Source organism: Bradyrhizobium sp. WYCCWR 13022, assembly GCF_030435535.1.
Lineage (GTDB): Bacteria > Pseudomonadota > Alphaproteobacteria > Rhizobiales > Xanthobacteraceae > Bradyrhizobium.
In genome coordinates, this window is record NZ_JAUIZJ010000010.1 from 149,191 (window position 1) to 174,600 (window position 25,410).

At 66.2% G+C, this 25,410-nt stretch carries 19 protein-coding genes; 10 read left to right on the forward strand and 9 right to left on the reverse strand.

The window, feature by feature from the left end; all coding sequences use genetic code 11:
- Window positions 1-60: 60 nt before the first annotated feature.
- Both QY049_RS16395 and QY049_RS16400 read left to right on the forward strand, forming a co-directional pair.
- Entirely contained in the window at window positions 61-681 is a 621-nt protein-coding gene (locus QY049_RS16395) for a response regulator transcription factor (protein WP_194479683.1), read from the forward strand.
- A 189-nt stretch (window positions 682-870) separates the two neighbouring features.
- Window positions 871-2,550, forward strand: coding sequence for a mucoidy inhibitor MuiA family protein (locus QY049_RS16400; RefSeq protein WP_301269609.1), 1,680 nt, complete (start codon window positions 871-873; stop codon window positions 2,548-2,550).
- Between the two features lie 55 nt (window positions 2,551-2,605).
- Here QY049_RS16400 and QY049_RS16405 read toward each other — a convergent pair whose 3' ends face one another.
- From QY049_RS16405 to QY049_RS16420, 4 genes are all read right to left on the reverse strand, one after another.
- Entirely contained in the window at window positions 2,606-3,448 is an 843-nt protein-coding gene (locus QY049_RS16405; protein WP_246755842.1) for a carbohydrate ABC transporter permease, read from the reverse strand.
- Window positions 3,449-3,491: 43 nt separating this feature from the next.
- Complete coding sequence (locus QY049_RS16410; RefSeq protein WP_258765197.1) at window positions 3,492-4,448, reverse strand: carbohydrate ABC transporter permease; 957 nt, start codon at window positions 4,446-4,448, stop codon at window positions 3,492-3,494.
- A 170-nt stretch (window positions 4,449-4,618) separates the two neighbouring features.
- Window positions 4,619-5,962 (reverse strand): ABC transporter substrate-binding protein, encoded by a 1,344-nt coding sequence (locus QY049_RS16415; protein ID WP_301269610.1) that lies wholly within the window; start codon window positions 5,960-5,962, stop codon window positions 4,619-4,621.
- 99 nt (window positions 5,963-6,061) lie between these two features.
- Window positions 6,062-7,105 carry a C-terminal binding protein gene (locus QY049_RS16420; protein WP_301269611.1) on the reverse strand — a complete coding sequence of 348 codons (1,044 nt, stop codon included), beginning with the start codon at window positions 7,103-7,105 and terminating at the stop codon, window positions 6,062-6,064.
- A gap of 261 nt (window positions 7,106-7,366) precedes the next feature.
- On the opposite strand from QY049_RS16420, the gene QY049_RS16425 reads away from it, so the two are divergent.
- Complete coding sequence (locus QY049_RS16425) at window positions 7,367-9,052, forward strand: methyl-accepting chemotaxis protein (protein WP_258765201.1); 1,686 nt, start codon at window positions 7,367-7,369, stop codon at window positions 9,050-9,052.
- A gap of 109 nt (window positions 9,053-9,161) precedes the next feature.
- Here QY049_RS16425 and QY049_RS16430 read toward each other — a convergent pair whose 3' ends face one another.
- Window positions 9,162-10,097 (reverse strand): DMT family transporter, encoded by a 936-nt coding sequence (locus QY049_RS16430; RefSeq protein WP_258765202.1) that lies wholly within the window; start codon window positions 10,095-10,097, stop codon window positions 9,162-9,164.
- A 105-nt stretch (window positions 10,098-10,202) separates the two neighbouring features.
- Here QY049_RS16430 and QY049_RS16435 point away from each other — a divergent pair, with 105 nt between their 5' ends.
- Both QY049_RS16435 and QY049_RS16440 read left to right on the forward strand, forming a co-directional pair.
- The gene (locus QY049_RS16435) at window positions 10,203-10,592 is read left to right on the forward strand and encodes a DUF1330 domain-containing protein (RefSeq protein WP_301269612.1); all 390 of its coding nucleotides are present in this window, start codon (window positions 10,203-10,205) and stop codon (window positions 10,590-10,592) included.
- 219 nt (window positions 10,593-10,811) lie between these two features.
- Window positions 10,812-14,006, forward strand: a complete 3,195-nt coding sequence (locus QY049_RS16440) for an adenylate/guanylate cyclase domain-containing protein (RefSeq protein WP_194479691.1) — start codon at window positions 10,812-10,814, stop codon at window positions 14,004-14,006.
- Window positions 14,007-14,033: 27 nt separating this feature from the next.
- Here QY049_RS16440 and QY049_RS16445 read toward each other — a convergent pair whose 3' ends face one another.
- The 4 genes from QY049_RS16445 to mgtA all read right to left on the reverse strand — a co-directional run bounded on the left by QY049_RS16445 (window position 14,034) and on the right by mgtA (window position 18,966).
- Entirely contained in the window at window positions 14,034-14,708 is a 675-nt protein-coding gene (locus QY049_RS16445) for a class I SAM-dependent methyltransferase (protein ID WP_301269613.1), read from the reverse strand.
- Between the two features lie 8 nt (window positions 14,709-14,716).
- Window positions 14,717-15,232, reverse strand: coding sequence for a hypothetical protein (locus tag QY049_RS16450; RefSeq protein WP_301269614.1), 516 nt, complete (start codon window positions 15,230-15,232; stop codon window positions 14,717-14,719).
- A gap of 147 nt (window positions 15,233-15,379) precedes the next feature.
- The gene (locus QY049_RS16455; protein WP_194479694.1) at window positions 15,380-16,312 is read right to left on the reverse strand and encodes a DMT family transporter; all 933 of its coding nucleotides are present in this window, start codon (window positions 16,310-16,312) and stop codon (window positions 15,380-15,382) included.
- Between the two features lie 155 nt (window positions 16,313-16,467).
- Window positions 16,468-18,966 (reverse strand): magnesium-translocating P-type ATPase, encoded by a 2,499-nt coding sequence (mgtA, locus tag QY049_RS16460; RefSeq protein ID WP_301269615.1) that lies wholly within the window; start codon window positions 18,964-18,966, stop codon window positions 16,468-16,470.
- 109 nt (window positions 18,967-19,075) lie between these two features.
- On the opposite strand from mgtA, the gene QY049_RS16465 reads away from it, so the two are divergent.
- The 5 genes from QY049_RS16465 to QY049_RS16485 all read left to right on the forward strand — a co-directional run bounded on the left by QY049_RS16465 (window position 19,076) and on the right by QY049_RS16485 (window position 25,355).
- The gene (locus QY049_RS16465; RefSeq protein WP_258765207.1) at window positions 19,076-20,344 is read left to right on the forward strand and encodes an efflux RND transporter periplasmic adaptor subunit; all 1,269 of its coding nucleotides are present in this window, start codon (window positions 19,076-19,078) and stop codon (window positions 20,342-20,344) included.
- Complete coding sequence (locus tag QY049_RS16470; RefSeq protein WP_194479697.1) at window positions 20,341-21,567, forward strand: ABC transporter permease; 1,227 nt, start codon at window positions 20,341-20,343, stop codon at window positions 21,565-21,567. The genes QY049_RS16465 and QY049_RS16470 overlap by 4 nt, the downstream gene beginning before the upstream one ends.
- Entirely contained in the window at window positions 21,560-22,243 is a 684-nt protein-coding gene (locus tag QY049_RS16475; RefSeq protein ID WP_194479698.1) for an ABC transporter ATP-binding protein, read from the forward strand. Before QY049_RS16470 ends, QY049_RS16475 begins: the two co-directional genes overlap by 8 nt.
- 198 nt (window positions 22,244-22,441) lie before the next feature.
- A complete protein-coding gene (locus QY049_RS16480) occupies window positions 22,442-23,734 on the forward strand; it encodes an adenylosuccinate synthase (protein WP_194479699.1) in 1,293 nt (430 codons plus the stop codon).
- A 37-nt stretch (window positions 23,735-23,771) separates the two neighbouring features.
- Window positions 23,772-25,355 carry a hypothetical protein gene (locus QY049_RS16485; protein WP_301269616.1) on the forward strand — a complete coding sequence of 528 codons (1,584 nt, stop codon included), beginning with the start codon at window positions 23,772-23,774 and terminating at the stop codon, window positions 25,353-25,355.
- The last annotated feature ends 55 nt before the right edge of the window (window positions 25,356-25,410 follow it).

A 25,410-nucleotide genomic window follows, 5' to 3' on the forward strand; every position in this document is an offset into this window, starting at 1 on the left:
GCGGGGCGCGATGAGGCCCCCGATCCGTCCATTTGACCAAGACATTGCTGGATCTGGATTATGCCGGGAAACATGCTTTCCAAGGGTGAGGTATTCGTCATTGAAACCGACGCCGCCTCCCGCGAACAATTGTCCAATGCGCTTCAGCAGAGCGCCTATGAAGTGATCTGCTTTGCCGACGGCGCATCGCTGCTGTCGGAAGCCAAGGCGCGGATGCCGGCCTGCGTGCTGCTGGAGATGCCGCCGGACCGTTCCGCCCTCGACGTGCTCAAGCGCCTGCGCGAGGAAAACTGCATGGCGCCGGTGCTGGTGACGTCGGCGAATGGCAGCATCGCCATGGCCGTCGACGCCATCAAGAACGGTGCGGCCGACTTCATCGAGAAGCCGTTCCGCACGCACGATGTCGTCGGCCGGATCGATGCCGCGATCGACGAATCCGTCCAGCCCGATTCCGGTCGGCAGCGCTGGCTGCCCGGTTGCGAACCTCTGACCGGGCGGGAAGGGGACGTGCTCGCACATCTCGCCGCCGGCCTCACCAACAAGGAGGTCGCCCGTCGCATGCATCTGAGCGCACGCACGGTCGAGGGCTATCGTGCCAGCATTCTGAAGAAGGCGGGCGCCAAGAACGTGACCGATCTGCTTCGGCGCATCTTCGGCCAGGGTTCGCCCAGCCAAGTCTGACAGTTGATCCGCTAAGCAGGGTTGTGCCGCGGCGTGGTAACGCGTTCCGCGGCCATGGTGCTGCCGCAGCGGCGCCCAACGGAAACCCCAATCGAACCGGTTCCTCTCCTGCCGCGTCTCACGACGATGGCGTGGCATGTTTTCGCGCGTCCGGCTGGCGGCGCGGCGATATCGGCAGGGAGAAGTTTGATGCGCACGATCGCAAGATGTCTGGCGACGACGAGCCTGGTCCTGGTGAGCGCAGCGCTCGTCTCACCCTCATGGGCCGCCGATGTGGATGCCACATCGGCCATCGACACCGTCACCGTCTACCCCGATGGCGCCACCGTCACCCGCGTGATCGCGATCGACCTCGCCTCCGGGGACTCGACGCTGGTCGCCAGGGATTTTCCGCTCTCGCTTGACCCGTCCTCGCTCCGCGTCGAGGGCGAGGCCGGCGCCAAGCTCACCATCGGCACCATCGATGCGCGGCCGCCGCGCGCGACGCCGCCGGTCAATCTTCCCGAACTCGACAAGCGCATCGAGGCGCTCAAGGACGAGCGCGCCGACCAGCAAGGCGCGATCGATGCGGCGACCGCCCGGCGCAAATTTGCGCAGCACTTTGCCGAAACCTCCCCCACCGGCCTCGGCGACAAGGGCGAGGCGCGCCCGATCACCGAGTGGCGCGCGGCCTTTGCCGCAGTCGCCGAGGAAGTCGCGGCCGCCGATACCGCGATCCGTGATGCCTCGCGAAAACAGCGCGAGATCGATCGCCAGATCGCGCAGCTCGAGGCCGAACGGTCCGCCAAGCCGCCGAGCAAGCTCGAGGTGCGGATCGACGTCGCCTCAGCGGCTGCGACCAAGGCGACGCTGCGCGTCACTTACGCGGTGCGCAACGCGCGCTGGCTGCCGCTCTATGACGCAAGGCTCGACACCGGCGCCAGGGACCGCAAGCCCCAGCTCGAGCTGGTCCGCCGCGCCGAGGTGACGCAGTCGACCGGCGAGGACTGGTCGAACGTCTCGCTCGGCGTTTCCACCGTCCGTATCGCCCGCGGCGGCAGCGCGCCGGAGCTGGGCTCGCTGGTCGCGCAATATCCGCAGGTGCCGAAGCCGCGCGCGCTGGGCTCGGTCGCCGATACGGCTATGCCGGCTGCGGCGCCGATGCTGCGGAAGATGGAGGCGTCACGAAGCAGGGAGGAATTCGATCTCCCAGCCCAGCGTGCCGATGAACAGCAAGCTGTTGCCGAGATCGGCGCCTTCCAGGCCACCTTCACCATTCCGGGCCGCGTCAGTCTCGGTGCCGCCGAGGGCGCCAAGAGCCTGCGCATCGCCTCGATGAGCGTGCCCGCCGATCTCGCGGTACGCGCCGCGCCGGTGCAGGACCCGACCGCCTTTTTCGAAGCCAGCTTCAAGCAGACCGATGACACGACCTTGCTGCCGGGCAAGGTGGCGATCTACCGTGACGGCATCTTCGTCGGCCGGGGCAAGCTCTCCGCGTCGGCCAAGGACGACATCGTGCGGCTCGGCTTCGGCGCCGACGACAAGGTCAAGATCGAGCGCGCGGTGCTCAAGCGCAACGAGGGCTCGGCCGGCCTCCTGGTCACGACCTCGAAGACCGACGAGCGCGCCTTCAAGACCACTGTCCGCAACGGCCACGACTTCCCGATTCACGTCGCGATCGAGGACCAGCTGCCGGTCAGCGAGAACGACGAGATTGCGGTCGAGATGCTGCCCACGACCACGCCGCCCACGGCAAAGGATGTCCGCGACAAGCGCGGCGTGCTGGAATGGTCGTTCGACGCCAAGCCCGGCGAGGTCAAGGACATCAATTTCGCCTGGCGTGTTCGTTGGCCCAAGGACAAGAACGTCGTGATCGTGCCGTCGGGTTAGTTTGCAAGCCACGACGGCGGTCCACTCCCTCTCCCGCTTGCGAGAGAGGGCTCGGCTATTCCTTGACCGCGCCGGTGAGCGAGGACACGTAGTAATCCACGAACAGCGAGTAGAAGATCGCGACCGGCAGCGAGCCGAGCAGCGAGCCCGCCATCAGTGCGCCCCACTGGTAGACGTCGCCGGTGACGAGCTCGGTCAGGATCGCGACCGGCACGGTCTTGTTAGCGCCGCTCTGAATGAACGCGAGCGCGTAGATGAACTCGTTCCAGGACAGCGTGAAGGAGAAGATGCCCGCCGAGATCAGGCCGGGGACCGCCAGCGGCAGCGTGATCCGCCGCAGGATCTGAAGCCGCGTCGCGCCGTCGACCAGCGCGCATTCCTCGAGTTCGTATGGGATCGACTTGAAATAACCGATCAGCAGCCAGGTGCAGAACGGCACCAGGAATGTCGGATAGACCAGGATCAGCGCGAGCGGTGAGTCGAACAGGCCGAACTGCACCACCACGGTCGCGAGCGGGATGAACAGGATCGACGGCGGCACGAGATAGGCGAGATAGATGCCGAGGCCGACATAGGGGCTGCCGCGAAAGCGCAGGCGCTCGATCGCGTAGGCTGCAAGCGTGCTCGCGACCAGCGACAGCGTGGTCGCGCCGATCGCCACCAGCATCGTCGTCCACAGCCAGCGCGGATAGTCGGTGTCGAACAGCAGGTGCTTGATGTGCGCCAGCGTCGGCGAGGAGATCCAGAATGGGTTGTGCTCCTTGTAGTTCATCAGCTCCGCGTTCGGCTTGAACGACGTGATCGCCATCCAGTAGAACGGAAACAGCAGGATCAGCACGAAACAGCCCAGCGGCAGATAAATCATCATCAGCCGGCGCAGCCCGGAATCCCAGGCCATGGTGTCGGGCGCGGCCTTGGCGTCGGCCACTTGCGCGACGGTGTCAGTCATTGGCCTCTCCCTGCTGCCATTTGCGGCGCGCCAGGCCGAAATAGGAAAACAGCGTCGCGAATACCAGGAACGGGATCATCGACACCGCGATCGCGGCGCCTTCGCCGAGCTCGCCGCCGGCGATGCCGCGCTGGAAGGCGAGCGTCGCCAGCAGATGCGTCGAATTGCCGGGGCCACCACGGGTGATGGCGTAGACCAGCTGGAAGTCGGTGAAGGTGAATATGATCGAGAAGGTCATGACGATGGCGAGGATCGGCATCATCATCGGGAAGGTGATGTAGCGGAAGCGCTGCCAGGCGCTGGCGCCGTCGAGCATCGCGGCCTCGTAGAGCGAGGGCGAGATGGTCTGCAAGCCCGCCAGCAGCGAGATCGCGACGAAGGGAATGCCGCGCCAGACGTTGGCCGCAATCAGCGAGAATCGCGCCGGCCAGGGCGAGCCGAGGAAGTCGACATTGCTCGTGCGCCAATGCAGCACGTCGACCAGCAGATAGGAGATGATCGAGAATTGCGGATCGTAGATCCACCAGAACGCCAGCGCCGAGAGCACAGTCGGCACGATCCAGGGCAGCAGGATGATCGCGCGCAGCAGGCTCTTGAACGGAAAATGGTTGTTGAGCAGCAGCGCGAGCCAGAAGCCGAGCGCAAATTTCCCGAAGGTCGCTATCCCCGTGTAGACCACGCTGTAGAACACCGCGTTCCACCACAGGGAATCGGTGAGCAGATACTGGAAATTCTCGAGGCCGATGAACTCGCCCTTCCGGCCGATCGTGGTGTCGGTGAAGGCGAGCCAGATGCCGAGCCCCAGGGGATAGGTCAGGAACACCGCGAGCAGCCCGATCGCGGGGGCGAGGCACATCGCGACCAGGAACGGCTTGTAGTCGAACAGGCGCACCAGCCAGTTCGGCTGCCGCCGGGCCAGCACGGGAGAGGAGAGGGTGGTCACGGACATCAGGGCGTTGTCCTGTTCTTGAAAGTCACTCCGCCGTCATTGCGAGCGAAGCGAAGCAATCCAGTCTGTCTCCGCGGTGAAAGTCTGGATTGCTTCGTCGCATCAGTGCAAAATTGCCATGCAATTTCGTCACGTACTCCTCGCAAGGACGATTGCCTCGTCGTCGGCTGCTACTTCTGCCGCCGGAAGTACCGCTTGCAGCGCTGCTCGGCTTCTGCGGCCGCGGCCTCCGGCGTGGCTGAGCCGGTCGCGACCGACGCACACATCTGGATCAGCACGTAGTCGGCGCTGACCGCGCCCGTCGCCGTCGAGATCGGACCCGCATAGCCGTCGTAATAGGTGCTGTTCATGGTGTCCTTGAAGATCTTCACCTTGGGGTCCTGCGACCACACGGCGGCGTCGGCATAGGCCGCGAGCGGCTGCGCCCAATAGCCGGAGTTGGCGTTGAGCCACGGCTCGTACTGGTCCTTTTCCAGCATGTATTGCAGGAAGGCCTTTGCGGCGTTGGGGTAGGGGCTGTGCTTGAACACCATGGCGTTCAGCGTCAGGCCTGCCATCGGCGAGACCTTGGCCACGCCCTTCGGCAGCAATTGATGCTCGCTGTCGTCGGCAATCGCCTTGGTGGCCGGATCGTTCTTCAGCGAGAAGTAGAGCGAGACGCCGTTGGCGGTCAGCGCGATCTCCTGCGCGGAATAGGCGCGGTTGTTGCTGACGTCGTTCCACGACGTCGTGCCGGCGATGAAGGTCGGATAAAGCTGCTTGACCCAGTTCAGCGCGGCAATCGTCTCCTTGCTGTTGATGGTGACGTTGCCCTCTTCGTCGAGCAGGGCCGCGTTGTGCGACCACAGCGCCCAGCTCGCAAAGCCGTTGCCGTCGCCCTTGGCGTTGCCGAGCGCGAATCCCGCCGGCTTGCCGGCCTTTTGCAGCTTCTGGCAGAGATCCAGGATGCCGGCATGATCTTCCGGCACCTTGTCGTAGCCGACCGATTGCAGGATCGACTTGCGGTAGATCAGGGGTCCCGCGCTCGCGCCGAACGGCAGGCCGATCCAGGTGTTGCTCTTGTTCTTCTTGCCGTAGCGCTGCGCCAGCGGCAGCCAGCCGCCATACTTCTTGCCGGCATACTCGGCGACGTCGGTCAGCTCGATCAGCTTGTCGATGTAGATGTGCGGTGCATCGGAGAAGCCGATGATGATGTCGGGGCCGGCGCCGGAATTGGCGGTGACCGCGGTCTGCTGGGCGATGTCCTCCCAGCCGACGAAATCGACCTTGACCTCGACGCCGGTCTCCTTGGTGAACTTCGCAGCATTGGCGCGGAACACGTCTTCGTCGGCCTGGACGAAGCGGACCGGCCGCAGCATGCGCAACGTTGCGCCCTTCTCGATCGGTAGTTTCGGTGCGGGGACGTCCGCGACCTTGATCGCGGATTGAGCGTGCGCTGCAACACCGGTGGCGGCGACCGTCGCAGCGGACAGGCCCAGCGCCAAGGCATCACGACGCGTGATGTCGTTCCTCATCAGTTCCTCCCTGTTATGTCTCCCTTCCCGGCGTTGATCGCCGGTGAAGGGCCGTTTCAGTCTCTTGCCGGTCTTTCGACGCGCGTTGCGCCGGCCGCCTTAGCTGTTCGGTCCGCGGTCCATGCCGACAGGTTGCCAGCGGCGGAGCGCGGTGTCTTGCAGCACCGACGGATTGACGCAGCTTACCGGCCACATGCCCTGGAGCACCAGTGACAATTCGTAGCCGACGCGCCGCTTGCGCGCCTCGTCGAACCGTGCGGAGGCCGAGGCGACATGGGCGGTCAGGGTCACGTTCTCCATGCCGAGGATCGGGTTGTTGTGCGAGGGCGGTTCCTTTTCCAGCACGTCGAGCGCGGCATGCGCGATCCAGCCCTCCTGGAGCGCCTTGATCAGGCTTTCCTCGTCCACCGTGGCGCCGCGCCCGGTGTTGATGAAGATCGAGCCCTTCTTCATCTGCCGAAAATGCTTCTCGGTCAGCATGTGATGCACTTCGGGCCGGGCAGGAGCGTGCATCGAGACGAAGTCGGATTGCGACAGCACCTCGTTCAGCGTCGCCGGGATGACGCCGTGGTCCCACATCAGCGTTTCCTGGATGAAGGGATCGTAGGCCATCATGCGCAGGCCGAAGGGGGCTGCGCGCTTCGCAACCGCACGGGCGACGCGGCCGAACGAGACGAAGCCGAGCGTCTGGCCCATCAGACGCGGAATCTTCAGGAGCGCCGGCCGGCCCTCGGCCCAGCGCCCGGTGCGCACCATCCTGTCCTGCTCGACCAGGCGGCGGAAGCCCGACAGCAGCAGCATCATGGCGTGGTCGGCGACTTCCTCGATGAAGGTGTCGGGGATGTTGGTGACGGGAATGCCGCGCGCGGTTGCCGCCTTCACATCGACGCTGTCGACGCCGACCGAGCCGAGCGTGATGACCTTGCAGCCCTCCAGCGCGTCGATGATGGTCTTGGTGATCGGGATGCCCTTGGCGTAGATCGCATCGGCGTTCTTCGCGGCGGCGATGAACTCCGCCTCGTTGGCCGGCGCCTCGACGATCTCGGCATCGATCGGATCGAGCGCCTCGCGCTCGTAGGAGTAATCGCTGCCCGCGACCGTGAAGCTCGCACCCTTCGGCGTCACCACCCTGTATTTCGGCATTTCCTGCTCCCGATTTGGTTTGTCGGTTCTTGTTGCGACCCGGCCTTCTCGAACGGGCCTTTGCGTCTTTTACGCGAAATCGGCGCGACCGCGTACAATTCCCGGTTGCTGAAGCCGCGATATTTTGCCGTTTTTGGCGTCGTCGTCCGGGCTTCTACGGAGGCCCGTAAGTAACTTGATAAGGGGTCTCACACTAAGAGTTGATTCAAATTCGATCGTTTCAGTCGCATGCCCGCATCCCTTTTCTCCGGAGTCCATCCCTTGAAGTTGAGCAATCTGAAGATCGTTCCCAAGCTTGGCATCCTCGTCGGCGTCACCTTGTTCGGCCTGTGTATCTCCGGAGTTCTGGCCGGTTACCTGATGAAGCGCGCCATGGTCGATGCGCGCATCGACCAGACAAAGGCGATCGTCGATCTCGCCCGCAACTATGCGGCCGCGCTGAAGAAGCGTGTCGACGCCGGCGAGATGACGAAGGATGCGGCCATGGCCGAGCTCCGTCGCTACGGCAATTCGATGACCTACGACAACGGCTCGGGCTATCTGTTCGGCACGTCCTATGACGGCATCACCCAGCTTGCGCCCGATCCGAAGCAGATCGGCACCAACCGCATGGACGTCGTCACCAACGGCCGCAAGCTCTCGCTCGAGCTGATGAACGGCGTCAAGGCCAACGGCTCGATCCTGCTGTACTATGATTATGTGAAACCCGGCCAGGAAACGCCGATCAGCAAGATCGGTTATGCCGTCGCGGTGCCCGGTTTCGACATGTATCTCGGCACGGGTGCCTATCTCGCCGACATCGACGCCAAGATGGGCCCGATCTACTGGCTGCTCGGCCTTGCCATGCTCGGCATCGTCATCGTCGCCGGCAGCGTCGCCTGGATGATCGGCCGCAGCATCAGCCGTCCGCTGTCGCTGCTCGGGACCCGCATGAAGGATCTCGCCGACGGCAAGCTCGAGGGTGACATTCCCGGCGTCGGCCGCGGTGACGAGGTCGGCGTGATGGCGGCGACCGTCCAGATCTTCAAGGACAACGCGGTTCGTATCCGCGAGATCGAGAAGAGCGACGCGGCGGCGAAGGAGCGAGCCGCGGCGGAGCGCCGCAGCGCGATGGAGGACATCGCCAACGACTTCGAACGCAGCGTCAACGGTATCGTCCGCTCGGTTTCCTCGGCCGCGGCCGGCATGCAGTCGACGGCGCAGTCGATGACCGCGACCGCCAGCGATGCCTCGTCGCGGGCGGCGACCGTCGGCGCGGCCTCGCAAAAGGCCTCCGGCAATGTCGGCACAGTCGCGGCTGCCGCCGAAGAGCTGTCGAGCTCCGTTGCGGAGATCTCCCGCCAGGTAACGCGCTCGACGGAAGTGGCGAGCCGCGCCGTGAACGATGCGGAGCGTACCAACGCCACGGTGCAGGAGCTCTCCACCGGCGCCGAGAAGATTGGTGAAGTGGTCAAGCTCATCCATTCGATCGCGGCGCAGACCAATCTGCTCGCGCTCAACGCCACCATCGAAGCGGCGCGTGCCGGTGAGTCCGGTCGCGGCTTCGCCGTCGTTGCTTCCGAGGTCAAGGCGCTGGCCAACCAGACCGCCAAGGCGACCGAGGAAATCTCCGCGCAGGTCGCGGCGATGCAGACCTCGACCAGCGACGCCGTCGCTGCGATCGGCGGCATCACCCAGACCATCGCCGAGATGAGCGAGATCACCGCCGGCATTTCGGCCTCGATCGAGCAGCAGGGCGAGGCGACCCGCGAGATCGCCCGCAACATCCAATCGGTTGCGACCGGTTCGAGCGAGATCAACGCCCATATCGGCAGCGTCACCTCGGCCGCCGAAGCGACCGGCACTGCGGCCGGCGACGTGCTGACCAATGCCCGCGAGCTCGACAACCAGTCCGGCGCGCTGCGCAGCGCGGTGGACAGCTTCCTCGCCAAGGTGCGCGCGGCGTAAGTTCCTGCGCTGAATTCGTAGGGTGGGCAACGAAGCGAAGCGTCGTGCCCACCTTTTCGTTTTGAGTTCACGTGCTGCCGAGGCAGCGCAGGGCTTCTTCAGCGGTTCGTTACTTCGCCGCCGAGCCCTGGCGCGAGGCGATGACGACGCCGGCGAGCACCAGCGCGTAGCCGATCAGGTGGAATGGCTGCAGCTTCTCGCCGAGCAGCAGGATCGCCATCGCCGAGCCGAACACCGGCACCAGATGGAAGAACGGCGCGGCGCGGTTCGGTCCGATCAGCGCGACGCCGCGGTTGAAGAAGAGATAGGCGAGGGTCGAGGGAAAGATCAGGATGTAGCCGAGCGTCGCCAGCGTCACGGTGTCGAACTGGATGACATTGCCGCTCCAGGCCTCCCAGACGGCCGTCGGCAGCAGCATCAGGGCGCCGCAGCAGGTGGTGAAGGATAGAAACGACAATTGGTGAACCTTCGGCCGGCGCGGGATGAAGGCGGAGTAGATTCCGAACGCCACCAGCGATGAGGCGAACATGATGTCGCCCCTGTTGAACGAGATGCTCGCCAGTGCTGCGAGGTCGCCGCGCAGGATGATGACCAGCACGCCGATCAGAGAGATCGCGATGCCCGCGAGCTGCCCCCCGGTCAGCCGTACGCCGAACAGCACGAGCGACCACAGCGCCACGAACAGGGGACCTGCCGACTGGATCAGCAGCGCGTTGAGCGCCTCGGTGTATTGCAGGGCCCAGTACGAGATCGCGTTGTTGAAGGCGAAGCCGACCAGCGACAGGAACAGCATCAGCGGCAGGCTTTTGCGCAAGGCCGGCCAGTCGCGTTTCAGATGCGGCCAGGAAAACGGCAGCAGGATCAGGAACACGCCGAACCATCGGATCGTCGTCACCGTCAACGGCGGCACATGCGCGCCGACATGGCGCGCGAGCACGATGTTGCCGGCCCAGAACAGCGAGCTCAGGCTGAGCAGCAGATAAGGCTGGTTGTTGAGCCAGCTAGCCGGATTCGTGGCTGGTGGCGCGGGCGAAGCGATCGTCATTGGCGTCGAATGAGAGCTTGCGCCGGTTCGCCGTCGCGACACAAGTCACGCCGCCGCAATGCTACAATGCAGCGAAGACCCGAGGAGGTGCCATTGGCGGTCAATATGTTGAACATAAAGGGCCTGGAAGGGCTCGATCAGCATGCGCCGGTGGTGATGCTGAACCTGATGCGTTTTCATGCGCGTTCGCGCGACGGCGACGGCTCGGGCTGGGACGCCTATCTGCGTTACAGCGCGATCACCGTACCCATGATCAAGGCGCGCGGTGGCACGCTGCTATGGACCGGGGAGGCCAAGGCGGTCGCGCTCGGCCCGCACGCGGGCAACGATTGGGATTTCGTCGCGCTGGTGTTCTATCCGTCGGTCGCGGCCTTTCTCGACATGATGACGTCGGAGGCCTACGAGCGAGAGGCCGACCCGCATCGCCTCAACGGCTGCGCCGAGCACGTCATCATCGCGACCGAACAAGCCTACAGCAAGTTTGGCGGCGGCTGACGTCGCCCCTCGCGACCAGGGACGCACCTAGAACGAAGTCCCCGACTTTTCGTCACAGCTTCGACGGGTTGCGTGCCAAATGTGAACTAATCGGTTGCGTAGGGGGGCCAAAGATGGTGCCTTGGCGGATGGCGCACCTGTCGGGGCATTGCCGGCCCGGCATGAGGCGTCGCGGTGATGCTTTTTCCTGGCCGATCATGGCTTTCGTTCGGGGATCAGATGCTTTGTGAGCGTTGCGGCGGAGACAATCCGGCGACGAATCGCTTCTGTCACGGCTGCGGCTCGGCTCTGCCGATGGCGTGTCCCGCCTGCAATCACCTCAGCCCGCCCGGCTCGGGCTTTTGCGGGGCGTGCGGCACGGCGCTGGGCACAACGAGCAGGCCGATTCCGGCACCGGTTGGGCATTCCGCCAGGCCGGTTCGGGGCGAGCTGAAGCAGGTGACGGTGCTGTTCGCCGATCTGGTCAGCTCGACCGAGATCGTTGCCGGGCTCACTGCCGAAGACGCCATGCAGCGCCTCAAGCCCGCGCTCGATGCGATGTGCGACGCCGTGAGCCGGTTCGAGGGGACCGTGGTGCGCACGCTCGGCGACGGAATCCTCGCCTTTTTCGGCGCGCCGCGCGCGCAGGAGGGGCACGCCCTGCTGGCCTGCGAGGCGGCATTGGCGATCCGGGACACGTTTCGCGGGCGCGACGATGCCATGTCGGTCCGCATCGGCCTGCATTCCGGCGAGATCGTCGCGGATGCCCCGCTGGTCGACACCGTCACCGAGCAGGGCGCCTACGGCCTCACCATTCATCTGGCGAGCCGCCTGCCGGCCAAGGCGGAGCCGGGCGAGATCTGCCTGACCGACGAGACCTACCGGCTCGTGCGCTCGTTCTGCGACGTCGGCCCGCTCGGCCGTCATCGCCTGCGCGGCGTACCGGAGCCGATTGAACTTTATCTCCTGAAGAACCTCAAGCCTGCGGTCGCCAGCCAGCAATTCCGCGGCGTCGCCCTGGCGACCTTCCGCGGGCGCGAGCGTGAGATGACTCTGCTGCAGCGGACCCTGGCGGCGGTGGAGACGGGCGGCTCGCGCGTCACCGGCATCGTCGGCCCGCCCGGCACCGGCAAGAGCCGGCTGTGCTACGAGTTCGCGGAATGGTGCCGCGCGCGTCTCATTCCGGTGTTCGAAGCCCGTGCGCAGCCCTATGGCGCGGCAACGCCGCTGCAGCCGGTGCTGGAGTTCCTGCGCTCCACCTATTTCAACGTCTCGCCGGACGAGGATCCCGATCTGGCCGTGAAGCAGATCGCCACGCGCCTCGCCGAGCTCGGTTCGGGCTTCGAGGCGGACTTGCGGCTGGTCTGCGATTTTCTCGGCATCAGGCACGGCCAGGGCCCGCCCCCCTTGATGGCTCCGCGCGCCCGCAACGTCCGTCTGCTCGAGATCGTCAGGCACATGATCCGCCAGCGCGGTGCGTCGGCGTCGGTGATCATCATCGAGGATCTGCATTGGCTCGATCCGGCGAGCGAGGAGTTCGTCGCGACGCTCGTCGACGCGGTGGTCTCCACCAAGACTGTCCTGATCGTGAATTTTCGGCCGGCCTATTTCGCACCCTGGATGCGCGGGCCACGGTACCAGCAGATCGAGCTGGCGGAGCTCTCGCCGACGGACACGGACGATCTCGTCGACGAGCTGCTTGGGCTCGGGGACGGGCTTTTCGACGTTCGGCGCCGTGTCGCGGAGCGCAGCGGCGGCAACCCGTTCTTTGCGGAGGAGCTGATCCGCTCTCTGGTCGAGCATCTGGCCATCGTCGGCGAGCAGGGCGACTACCGGCGCGGACTCTCCGGCACCTCGGACATGCTGCCGCCGACGGTACAGGCCGTGATCGGCGCGCGGATCGATCGGCTGGCGCCGGGCGATCGCGACCTGCTGCACACCGCCGCGATCATCGGCAAGGAGTTTCAGCTCGCTGTCCTCCAGAGCGTGTCGGGCCTGCCTGCCGCTGAGCTCGAGACGACGCTGCTCCGGCTCTGTTCCAGCGAGATGCTTCAGGCGCGCAGCGGCCAGGACGCCCACGGCTACAGCTTCCGTCATCCCCTGATCCAGGAGGTCGCCTATTCGACCCAGCTGCGTGCGCGGCGCTCCCTCCTGCACGCGCGCGTGGCGCGGGCGATCGAGCAATTCCACCCGGAGCGGCTCGAGGAGTTTGCGGCCCTGCTGTCGCACCATTTCGAGCAGGCCGGCGAAGTCGACGCCGCCGCCGAGCATGCCGCGCGCGCTGCGCGCTGGATCGGCTCGACCAATCCGGCGGAAGCGATCCGGCATTGGCACAAGGTGCGTGCGCTGAAGGCGGGGCAGCCGCGCAGCCCGGCGGTCGACGCCCTCAGGATCAGGGCCAGCAGCCAGATCGCCTGGCTAGGCTGGCGCGAGGGCATGACGTCGGAGGACGCGAGGCCCTTCATCCAGGAAGCATTGGAATGGGCGCAGGACAGCGACGATTCCATGATCCCGCTGCTGCTGTTCGTCGAAGGACGGATCGCGGGCGCGAGCGGCGGGCAGGCCGATGCCTATGTCGACACGGTCAAGGAGGCGCTGGCGCTGACGGAAGCGCGTCAACTCACCGGCCGGGCCGCGATGCTCAATGCTTCGCTCAGTCAGGCCTATGGCTGGGCGGGCCTGCTGCGCGAAGCGCTCGCGGCAAGCGATGCGGCGCTTGCCGGCGTCCCCGCGATCACCGAGTTCGAGCACCAGTTCCTGGGCTACAATGTCGAGCACTGGATCGTCAGCCTGCGCGGCCGGATCCTGGTTCGGCTCGGGCGTTTCGACGAGGCGCGGCTGTGCTTCGATCGTATCCTCGCCATCGATCCGGCGCTGATCGATCCGACCGTGCAGTTCATCGCCAATCTCGGGCACGTCGATCTCGCCTGGTGCCTCGGCGATCCCGCGATGGCCTCGACCCATGCCTGGCATGTGGTCGAGCAGGCCACGCGCCAGGCCAGCCCGTACTTGCGCGCCTATTCGCTGGCCTGCATGGGAACGGCGCAGGGCATTGCCCAGAATTATCAGGCGGCGATCCCGACGCTGACTGAGGGCGTCGAGTTCGTCCGCGGGGCCAGTGTCGCCATGGAGATCGAGCCGGAGATGCTTGCGAGCATCGCCGACTATCGTCTGCGTTCGGGCGCCCATGCGGCGGCCATCGACAAGGCCCGGGAAGCGATCGCGGTCGCCCAGGAGCGCCACGCCCGCTTGCCGGAATGCCGGGCGACGATCACGCTAGCCGCCGCGCATGCGGCGGCAAGCAACGATCTGCGCGGATACGAGGAGGTGGCCCGCCTCGTCGACCGCGCCGAAGCGCTGATCGAGCTGACCGGAGCGGGGATCTATCGGCGGCTTTTGGAGGAAGCGCGACGGCGGCTGTCGGTCGGGGCGTGACGACGGCTCATCCTGATCCGTCGCGCCTTAGACCTTACGCACGATGAGCGTGAACTCCATCAATCCGTAGCCGTCATGCACTTCGGCCGCGGCATTGAAGCGGCCGGCGCAGTCGCGCGCCCAGGACGCGGTGTCGGTGGTGTAGAGGCCGTGGCGGCCGGTCGCACCTGCGGGAAGCTTCATGAAATTGACGGCGAAGCCGCGCCTGGTGCTGCGATGGAGCTCGTCGAGGCTCGCCGCGATGAAGCGCTCCCAGTCGTGCCGTGGCTGATCCTGCGCGACGTTGAAGATGCCGCTGGCGATCGCATAGTCGGCCGTTCGGGGGCTGGCATGGCCGAGGGCGAAGGCCGTGTTGCTGCGGCCCCGCCACAGCCGCCGCGCTCGCCGGACCATCGCATCCGAGACGTCGATGCCGAGATAGTCGACGGCGCAGCCGCCGTGCCGGCGGTCGAGATAGGCGATCAGCGCGCCATAGCCGCAGCCGAAATCGTTCAGCGAGAAGGGCGATGCGAAGTCGCACAGCTTCAGGAGCTGGACGAAACGCATCTCCTGCGTGGCCTGGCAGGTCCAGTCCACGCCTTCGGGCGTCGTGCCGAAGCGCGCGATCTTTGCCGAATAATATGCCGCGATACCGGCATAGATTCCGGCCAGCCCTCCGTCGCCCGGAGGAGCATGCTCCCTTGCGGCGACGGTGGCACGCATCGATCCGCCTATTTCTTTGATTTCTTCTTGCCGCCGCCCTTGCCTTTGGGCGGTACGTTCGGCGCCATCGGCAGCGAGATCGTGAGGTAGGTTCGATCGATGTAGAAGATCGGCTTGTCCTCGCGAACGATGACCCGCAGCCCGTCGGGGCCGCGGGAATCATGGGCCTTCATGAAGCAAGGCAGCGGCGACTTGCGCGCAAAATTCTTGATCAGGGCGTTCACGATGCGCTGGTCGCCGGTTTCTCCGTCCTGGTCCGACGGCACCCTTGCGAGCCAGGTCAGCAGGCTGAACCAGCGGTTCTTCGCGCGATTGTTGTGCAGCCCGCCGAGGCCAAGCAGCTTGGCGCTTTCGACGAATGTCCGTCCCGGCCGGAAGATATCGAACTCGGCCTGCAGGGCCTTGATCTCGGAGGTGCCCCCGGCCGTGAGCTCCACATCTGTTTGCTCCGGGCCAAACCTCAAATTGAACAGATCAAACAACGGGCCGATATAAATATCGTCCTCTGCCATCAACGCGCCCATGCGCCTCTCCCTGACAATCGAGGTTGGGATTTGGATCGGAAGCAATAGGCGTATTGAACCTTGATCCCGGAGAAATTGCAAGGAATCCGAACGGCCACTTGCGGCGGACTGCAACGCCGCTGCGGCAGAGATGACGCTTTTATTTATTCAACTCGCCTGCTTCCGCGACGCCACGAACACGCCCGACAGCACCAGCGCAAAGCCGATGAAGTGGAAGGCCTGCGGGTGTTCGCCCAGGAATACCATCGCCATGATCGAGCCGAATACCGGCACCACGTGGAAGAACGGCGCGGCGCGGTTGGCGCCGATCAGCCGGACGCCGCGGTTGAAGCAGAGATAGGCGAGCGTCGAGGGAAACACCGAGACATAAAACAGGGTCAGAAGATTGGGCCCGTCGAGCTTCATGACCGGGCGCGCGGACAACTCCCAGATCTCGAGCGGGATGAGACAGGCCGCGCCGGCGCCGAAGGTGAAGGCGAGGAACGACAGGCCGTGGATCGGCGGCCGCTTCAGGGTCAGCACCGAATAGAGCGCGAAGATGATCAGCGCGACGATGAAGATCAGGTCGCCCTTGTTGAAGGCGATGTTCGACAGCGTGGTGAGATCGCCGTGCAGCAGGATGATCAGCACGCCGCACATCGAGAGAGCTACGCCGAAGGCCTGCGCCACGGTGAGACGGATGCCGAGGATGACCAGCGACCACAGCGCCACGACAAGGGGCGCGGCCGACTGCAGCAGCAGGGTGTTGAGCGCCTGGGTGTGCTCCAGCGCCCAATATTGCAGGGTGTTGAAGGCGCCGATGCCGGTGATCGAGAGCACGATCATCAGGCCGAGCTTGTCGCGGATCGCGGGCCAGTCCTGGACGAGGTGCTTCCATGCGAACGGCAGCACCAGCAGGAAGGCGAACGTCCAGCGAAGGAACGACAGCGTCACCGGCGGGATGTGGCCGGCGGCGAGGCGGCCGACGACCGCATTGCCGGCCCAGCACAGCGCGGTGATGCTGAGCAGGAGATAAGGCTGGTTGGCAATCCAGTGCTGGCCGGACGTGTCGGCGCTGGTGGTCTGGCCGGTGGCGGACATTGTGATTGTTATGGCCCCGCGTCATGCGCCGAGGCTCCCGGCCCGGCGGCGTCCGGGCCGGCTCATGGCCCGGCATCCTCAAAGACACGGAAACCGGCCTGATATCAATGGCGCGGGGCGCATCGCCATCATGCGCGGGCGAAACGGCGGAACCTTCATCGCCTGCGGCCGGCGCGGATCGCCAGCGGCTTCAGCAACTCGGCGCAGGCGAGATAGATGACCACGAGAAGCGCGATGCCGGCCATCATGATCGGCGGCGGCGCGACGAAGCCGAACCAGGTCCCGAGCGGCGTGAACGGCAGGACCATCGCGACGAGCAGGGCGACCAGCGAAGAGACCGCGAGCACCGGATCCGGCCTGTTGCGCCAGGGCCGTCCCTTGGTGCGGATGACGAAGATCACGAGAATCTGCGTCGCCATGGATTCGACGAACCAGGCCGTGCGGAATTCATCCGGCGACGCCTCGAACAGGTACAGCAGTGCGCCGAAGGTCAGAAAGTCGAACACCGACGAGAGCGGTCCCATGATCGCGGCAAAGCGCACCAGGTGCGACATGCTCCACACCTGCGGCTGCGCGGTCGCCTGCGCCGAGACGCGGTCGAACGGGATGCCGAGCTCGGAGAGATCGTAGAGCAGATTGTTGAGCAGGATCTGCGTCGGCAGCATCGGCAGGAACGGCAGCACGATCGAGGCCGCCGCCATCGACAGCATGTTGCCGAAGTTCGAGCTCGCACCCATGCGGACATATTTCAGGATGTTGGCGAAGGTGCGCCGACCTTCCTCGACACCGTCGGCGACGACTTCGAGATCCGACGCGAGCAGGATCATGTCGGCGGCGGCCTGCGCCACGCCCGTGGCGCCATCGACGGAAAGGCCGACATCGGCAACCTTCAGGGCCGGCGCGTCGTTGATGCCGTCGCCGAGGAAGCCAACCACCTCGCCGCCGGCCTGCAGCGCCTTCACGATGCGCGATTTCTGGTCGGGCGCGAGCCGGCCGAACGCATCGGCGGAGCGCACCTGCACGGCCAGCGCCTCGTCGCTGAGCTCTGCGATGTCGGCGCCCGACAGGACGCGTTCGGCATTGAGCCCGACCAGCCCGGCAAGCCGCTTCACCACCACGGGATCGTCGCCCGACAGGATCTTCAGGCTCACGCCGGCCGCCGCGAGCCGGGCGATGGCGGCTGCGGCCGTCGGTTTCGGCGGATCGGCGAAGGCGCAGAGACCTTCGAAGACGAGGTCGGTTTCGTCGTCGGTCTCGACCTCGCGCAGCGCGCCGCTCCAGGCCCGCGAGGCGATCGCCACGGTGCGCAGGCCCTCGGTCGCGAGCGCGTGGACGCGGGCCACCGCCGCGTCGCGCGCGGTCGCGTCCATCGCGCACAATGCGAGCACGGCTTCGGGCGCGCCCTTGACGATCAGGAGCACGCCTTCCGGGCCGGTCGTGAGCACGGATCCCAGCCGGCGCGAGAAGTCGAACGCCTGCCGTCCGGCGAGAGTCCATCCCTGGGCGGCGTCCGGCCGGCCGGCGACGAGGGCGGCATCGAGCGAGCCGCGATCGCCGCCCAGCGATGCCGCGATGGCGCCGAGCTGCGCGGCCCGCGCGTCGTCCCTGCCGGCGGCGTCGAGGCTCCTGGCGAGCGTGATCTCGGCCGAGGTCAGCGTGCCCGTCTTGTCGGTGCACAGCACGCTCATGGCGCCGAGATCGTGAATCGCGGCCAGCCGCTTCACGATGACCTTGCGCCCGGCCATGCGCAGCGCGCCGCGCGACAGCGTCACCGTCGTGATCATCGGCAGCAATTCAGGCGTCAGCCCGACCGCGAGCGCGACCGCGAACAGCAGCGAGTCCAGCACCTCGCGGCCGAACACGACGCGGATTGTGAGAACGACCAGCACCAACGCCAGCGTGGCGCGCGCGATCACGAAGCCGAATTCGCGCAGGTCGCGCTCGAAGGGGGAAGGCGCCTGCGCTTCGGCGAGAGCTGCGGCCGCCGCGCCGAACACGGTGTCACGTCCGGTCTTGACGACGAGCGCGATGGCTTCGCCGGTCTGCGCCACCGCGCCACGGAAGAGTGCGTTCGAGCTATCGTCGGGCGTGGAAGGGGCGCCGGCGCGCTTCTGGACCGGATAGGGCTCGCCGGTGAGCGCGGCTTCGCCCGCGGTGAACGCCGTAGCCTCCAGGATCAACGCGTCGGCCGGAATGATGTCGCCCGCGCGAACGCGCAGGATGTCGCCTGGCACGACCCGGTCGACGTCGACTTCGCAGAATGCGCCGTCGCGCCTGACCTCGGCCTTGAGCGCGACCGAGCGGCGGAGAATCTCGGCAGCGCGGATCGCGTGGCCCTCCTGGACGGTGTCGAGGCCGATCGAAAGCACGAGAATGAGAACGATGATGAGACCGCCGATCTCGTCGCCCGTCAGCATCGAGATGACGCCGGCCACCAGCAGGATCAGCGACAGCGGTTCGAGCAGCCGGCGCAGGATCGCGCGCGCGGCACCCTCGATACGCGGCGGCGCATCGCTGTTCGGCCCGAAACGGTCGAGGCGTTCGGCGGCCTCGGCCCCGGTCAGGCCCGTGAGCCCGCACCCCAGCCGGCTGCAGAGCTCGAGCGGGGACGAACGCCAGAAAAGGGTGTCACGACGGTTTTGACTTTCCAGCAAGCCCAGCTCCCGGTTTCAGTCGTCTTGATGCGGCAGATGGCCCTAAATTCGGCGTAACCTCTTGACCTAGAACAATCTCGAAACCCGCAGGCGCGCTAGCGTCGCGATCATGGTCGAGCAAGCTGTCGTGCTGCCGCAGCCGAGGCGACGGTTCTCCGTCGCCAGTCTGTGGTCGGGATTTCTCAGTCACAAATGGTTCATCCTCGCGGTGACGGGCCTGCTTGGGTTCGGCATCTGGCAAGGGGTTCGGGTGCTGCTCGGGCCGGCTATTGTCGTGGACCAGGTCAAGCTTGGCCGCCTCATCGAGACGGTCGTGGCAAGCGGCCACGTCGAAACGCCGTACCGCGTCGAGATTGGCAGCCAGATCACCGGCACGGTGGAGGACGTGCTGGTGCAGCAGGGTGAAAAGGTCCGGAATGGCCAGCCACTGATCTCGCTGGAATCGCGAGAATTGCGAGCGACGATGGTGCAGGCGCAGGGCGCGGTGGCGCAGGCGGAGGCGCGCATCAGGCAACTCGATGAGCTGACGCTGCCATCCGCCAGGGCGGCGTTGACCCAGGCCGAGGCGACGCTGCTCAACGCCCAGCAGAGCTATGACCGTACCGCCCAGCTCGAACGTAATGGCTACGCGACGCGTGCTTCGCTGGATGACGCGCAGAAGACGCTCGACGTCGCGCGCGCGGTGAAGCGCGCGGCCGAGTTTCAGGTCTATACCGCGAGCCCCGGCGGCAGCGACTACGTGATGGCGCAGACCCAGGCCAACCAGGCGCGGGCGAATCTCGATACCGCGGAGTCCCGTCTTGGCTATGCGACGATTACGGCTCCCCGCGACGGCGTCCTGATCTCGCGCAGTGTCGAGCGCGGCACGGTCGTGCAGCCGGGCAAGGCCCTGCTGGTGCTTGCACCGGCCGGCGAGTTGCAGCTCGTGCTGCAGATCGACGAACGCAATCTCGGCAAGATATCGCTGGGACAGAAGGCTCTTGCTTCGGCCGATGCCTATCCGGACCGGCTTTTCCCGGCCACGATCACCTACATCAACCCCGGCATCGATATTTCGCGCGCCTCCGTCGAGGTGAAGCTGACGGTCGCCGATCCGCCGGATTATCTGCGCCAGGACATGACCGTCTCGGTCGATGTCGAGGTCGCCGCACGCGACAATGCGTTGACCCTGCCACTACGTTCGGTCCACGACGTCCTGTCGGGCAATCCCTGGGTGCTCGGCATCAAGGATGGACGCGCCGCTCGGCGGGCGGTGACGATCGGGCTGCATGGCAACAGCCAAGTCGAGATCACCGGAGGTCTTGCGGCCGGCGATGTCGCGATCCCGCAAAGTTCCGGCATTCTGACCGGGCAGCGCGTGCGGCCCGTGCTGCAATGAACCGCTGGCTGCCGATCGAATGGACCATGGCGGTTCGCTTCCTGCGTGAAGGCCGGCTCCAGACCATCTTCATCATCGGCGGCATCTCGATCGGCGTCGGCGTCATCGTCTTCATGTCGGCGATGCTGGCGGGGCTTCAGGCGAACTTCATCAAGCGCGTCCTGACCTCGCAGCCGCAGATCCAGTTGCTCTCGCCGGATCAGGTCGCCCGCCCGCTGCGCAACGCCGCAGGCGAGATCGAGGACGCGATCGTGCAGCGCCCCAGCCAGCGGGTGATCTCGATCGATCAGTGGCCGAAGATCAGGGCACAGATGCAGGCGATGCCCGAGATCGTCACGGTCTCGCCGACGATCCTCGGCTCGGTGCTTGCGGTGCGCGGCGACGCGAGCCGCTCGGTGAACCTGTCGGGTGTCGAGCCCGATTCCTACTTCCAGATCGTCAAGGTCCCCGACTATGTCGTCGCTGGGGAAGCTCGTCTGACCAGCGAAGACATCATCGTCGGCATCGAGCTCGCGAAGGATCTGGGAGCGACCGTCGGCGACAAGCTCAACATTCGCGCCGCGTCCGGCGCGACGCGCGTGCTCACGATCTCCGGCATCGTCGACCTCGGCAACAAGAGCGTCAACCAGCGCGTCTGCTATGCCGCGCTCCGCACGGCGCAGTCGCTGCTCGGCATGATCGGCGGAATCACGACGATCGACATCACGGTCAGCGACATCTATGCGGCCGAGGACATCGCCAGGCGGATTCAGGCCGCCAACGTGGTCGAGGCCGACAGCTGGATCAAGACCAACGCGCAGTTCTTCACCGCGGTGCAGGCTCAGCAGAATACCAACACCCTGATCCGTCTGTTCGTCGGGCTCTCGGTCGCATTCGGCATCGCAGCCGTGCTGATCGTCTCGGTGATCCAGCGCTCCAAGGACATCGGCATCCTGCGTGCGATGGGAACCTCGCGCGGCCAGGTCCTGCGCGTGTTCCTGGTCCAGGGCGGCCTGCTCGGCTTCGTCGGCTCGCTGTTCGGCGCAGCCATGGGCGCGTTTGCGCTCGTGTATTGGCATTCGGTTGCCCGCCAGGCCGACGGCACCGAATTGTTTCCGCTGATTCTGGAGCGATCGCTGTTCCTCTACACGGCCTTGCTCGCCACCGTCACCGGCATCCTGGCCGCCATGGCGCCGGCGGTGCGCGCGGCCAAGCTCGATCCGGTGGTGGCGATCCGTGGCTGACGCAATCCTGAAGCTCGAACGGGTGTGCAAGGCCTACAATGTCGGCCTGCCGACCGAGACCGAAGTGCTGCACGACATCGATCTCGAGCTCGACCACGGCGAGTTTCTCGCCCTGATCGGCCCATCGGGCTCCGGCAAGAGCACGCTGCTCAACATCGTGGGCCTGCTGGACCAGCCGACCTCGGGTCGGCTGCTGATCAAGGGGCAGGACACGGCTGCCCTCGGCGATGCCGAGATCACCCGCCTGCGCGGCCATACCATCGGCTTCGTGTTCCAGTATCACCTGCTGATCTCGGCCTTCACGGCGCGTGAGAACGTCATGATGCCCATGCTGGTCGATCGCGGCTTTCCCGGCGCGGACATCGAGGCGCGAGCGGATCGGCTGCTGGCGCAAGTGGGGCTGGAGAAATTCGCCGGCAACCTCGCCAACAACATGTCGGGCGGCCAGCAGCAGCGGGTCGCGGTGGCGCGCGCGCTGGCCATGAGCCCGGACCTCGTGCTGGCGGACGAGCCGACCGGCAATCTCGACACCAGATCGGCCGATGCCGTGTTCGAACTGATGCGGCGGGTCAATCGCGACAGCGGAACGAGCTTCCTGCTCGTCACCCACAATATGGACCTGGCACGACGCTGCGACCGCATCATCGAAGTGGTCGACGGCCGCATCCTCGCCTAACGTCGTAGGGTCCGTCCGGCAGGACAGATTTTTAGGGGATATCAAGGGCTTGGATCGCGCCTTGCGCCCGAAAAAAGCCCCGTTCTTGCTTGCCTAGAGAGGCTGCTTCCTTTATCCGGTTGGCTGCCCCGCGCAGGAACGGCTCCAGGCCGGGAATTGGGCTGGGCGACTCTAAATTCTTCGAAGGATTACCCGCGAATGGCCAATGTTGTCGTCGTCGGCGCCCAGTGGGGCGACGAGGGAAAGGGCAAGATCGTCGACTGGTTGTCGGAGCAGGCGGACATCGTCGTCCGCTTCCAGGGCGGCCATAACGCCGGCCATACGCTGGTCATCAACGGCACGACCTACAAGCTCGCGCTTCTGCCTTCGGGCGTGCTGCGCGACCAGAAGCTGTCGGTGATCGGCAACGGCGTGGTGTTCGATCCCGCCGCCTTCCTCGACGAGGTCACCAAGCTCAGGGCGCAGGGTGTTGCGGTCTCGCCGGAAAACCTGCGCGTCGCCGAGAACGTCACCCTGATCCTGCCGCTGCACCGAGAACTCGACGCGCTGCGCGAATCGTCCAATGCGGCAACTGCGATCGGCACCACCCGCCGCGGCATCGGGCCTGCCTATGAGGACAAGGTCGGCCGCCGCGCGATCCGCCTGATGGATCTCGCCGACCTCGACACGCTCCCGCACAAGATCGACCGGCTCCTTGCGCACCACAACGCACTGCGTCGCGGTCTCAACCTTCCGGAATTCGACGGCAAGGAGATCCTGAAGGAACTCAGCGCGCTGGCGCCGCAGCTTCTGCCCTATGCCGAGACGGTGTGGCGGTTGCTCGACATCAAGCGCCGCGAAGGCAAGCGGATGTTGTTCGAGGGCGCGCAAGGTGCGCTGCTCGACGTCGACCACGGCACTTACCCTTACGTCACCTCGTCCAACACGGTCGCGGCGCAGGCCGCGACCGGCGCCGGCCTCGGACCGGGCGCGGTCGGCTACGTGCTCGGCCTGTGCAAGGCCTACACCACCCGCGTCGGCCAGGGCCCGTTCCCGACCGAGCAGGACAACGCGATCGGCCGCAAGATCGGCGAGCGCGGCCGTGAGTTCGGCACCAACACCGGCCGGCCGCGCCGCTGCGGCTGGTTCGACGCGGTCCTCGTCCGCCAGGCTGTCCGCACCTGCGGCATCAACGGGCTGGCACTCACAAAACTCGACATTCTCGACGGCTTCGACACGATCGAGGTCTGCACCGGCTACAGGCTCGACGGCAAGGAGATCGACCATTTCCCGGCCGGCGAGGGCGCCCAGGCCCGGGTCGAGCCGATCTACGAGACCATCGAGGGCTGGAAGGAGCCGACCGCCAATGCGCGGTCCTGGGCCGACCTGCCGGCGCAGGCCATCAAATATGTCCGTCGGATCGAGGAATTGGTGGGGTGCCCGGTCGCGCTGCTTTCCACCAGCCCCGAACGCGAGGATACTATCCTGGTGCAAAACCCGTTTGAGGCTTAACGATCTCTTACCAGGACGCGGGTATAGTTGAGTTGAAATGGCTGATTACTATCCGCTGATCGCCCGCGCTATTGCCGCCCTGGACCCCAACGCTCCCGGCGAAAGCCGGCGCGCGCTCTATGAACGGGCGCGCACGGCCCTGATCGCGCAGCTGCGCAGCGTGCAGCCGCCCCTCTCGGAATCCGAGATCACCCGCGAACGGCTGTCGCTGGAAGAGGCCGTTCGCAAGGTCGAATCGGAAGCCGCCCAGCGTGCCCGCGAGGCGTCGCGCCCCGGAGGCGGTGCCCGCAGCGGTGGCGGCAGCGGCGATGCGTTCCGCAGGGCCAGTGCCCGCGCCACCGAAAACAACCCGGCGGCGTCGGCTCCGCCGTCCGCGCCACCGCGCGCGCGTCCCGCAGCACCGCCGCCGCGCAATGACCGCGCGCCGACCGGCGGCGGCGACGACCAGGGCGAGGCACCGCGCCCGCCGCGCGCACCCCGTTTCGATGCGCCCCGCCAGCCCGCTCCGCCGGAACCACCAGCCGGTCGTTCTGCCCCGCGCCGCCCGCAGGAGGGCGGTCCGCCGCCGGCCCCGGGTGTGCGCGGCTTCCGCGACATCACCGCCGACGTCAACGATCTCGGCGGCGCCGCCGCGCAGGCCAACCGTGCCGCGCGCCGCACCTACGCCAACGTCCCTTCGCCCTCGCCGGAATTCGACCGGCTCGAGCCGAGCCTGGAAAACCGCGCGGCCGAATCCGATGCGCCCTATTCCTACGACGAAGCGATGGAGGAGGCCGAGCGCTACGCGCCGCAGCCGCCGTCGCCGCGTCCGCGCATCACGGCCGATCGCGACGTCAAGAAACGTGCAGGCAAGGGCTCGGTGTTCCCGTTCAAGAGCGCGATTGCCATCGGCATCGTGCTGATCCTGGTCGGCGCCGGCATCCTGTGGGGCAAGTCGCTGGTCCAGACAGCGACCAATCTGTTCAAGTCGTCGCCCACCCAGGTGGTGGAGGCGCCGAAGGATGCCTCGCAGCCACAGAGCAAGCCCAAGATCCCGGATCGCGTCGGCCAGCCCTCGGCGAGCGACCAGCCGGTCGCGCCGGTGGCGCAGAAGGTCGTGCTCTATGACGAGGATCCGTCCGATCCGAAGGGCAAGCAATATGTCGGCTCGGTGGTGTGGCGGCTCGAGCCGATCAAGGCGTCGGGCAACCAGAAGGCCGACGTCGCCGTGCGCGCCGACATCGAGATTCCCGATCGCAAGTTCAAGATGACGATGTCGTTCCGCCGCAACACCGACTCGTCGCTGCCGGCGAGCCATACGGCCGAACTGACCTTCATCCTGCCGCCGGACTTTCCGGGCGGCAGCGTCTCCAACGTGCCGGGCATCCTGATGAAGTCGAACGAGCAGGCGCGCGGCACGCCGCTCGCAGGGCTCGCGGTCAAGGTCACCGACGGCTTCTTCCTGGTCGGTCTCTCCAACGTCGATGCCGACCGCAGCCGCAACATCCAGCTCCTCAAGGAGCGCTCCTGGTTCGACGTGCCGCTTGTCTACGCCAACCAGCGCCGCGCCATCATCGCCATCGAGAAGGGCGCTCCCGGCGAGCGCGCCTTCAACGACGCCTTCGCGCAATGGGGCGAGTGAGGCTTGCCTACCTCTCCCCAGCGGGGAGAGGCCGGATTGCGCAGCAATCCCGGTG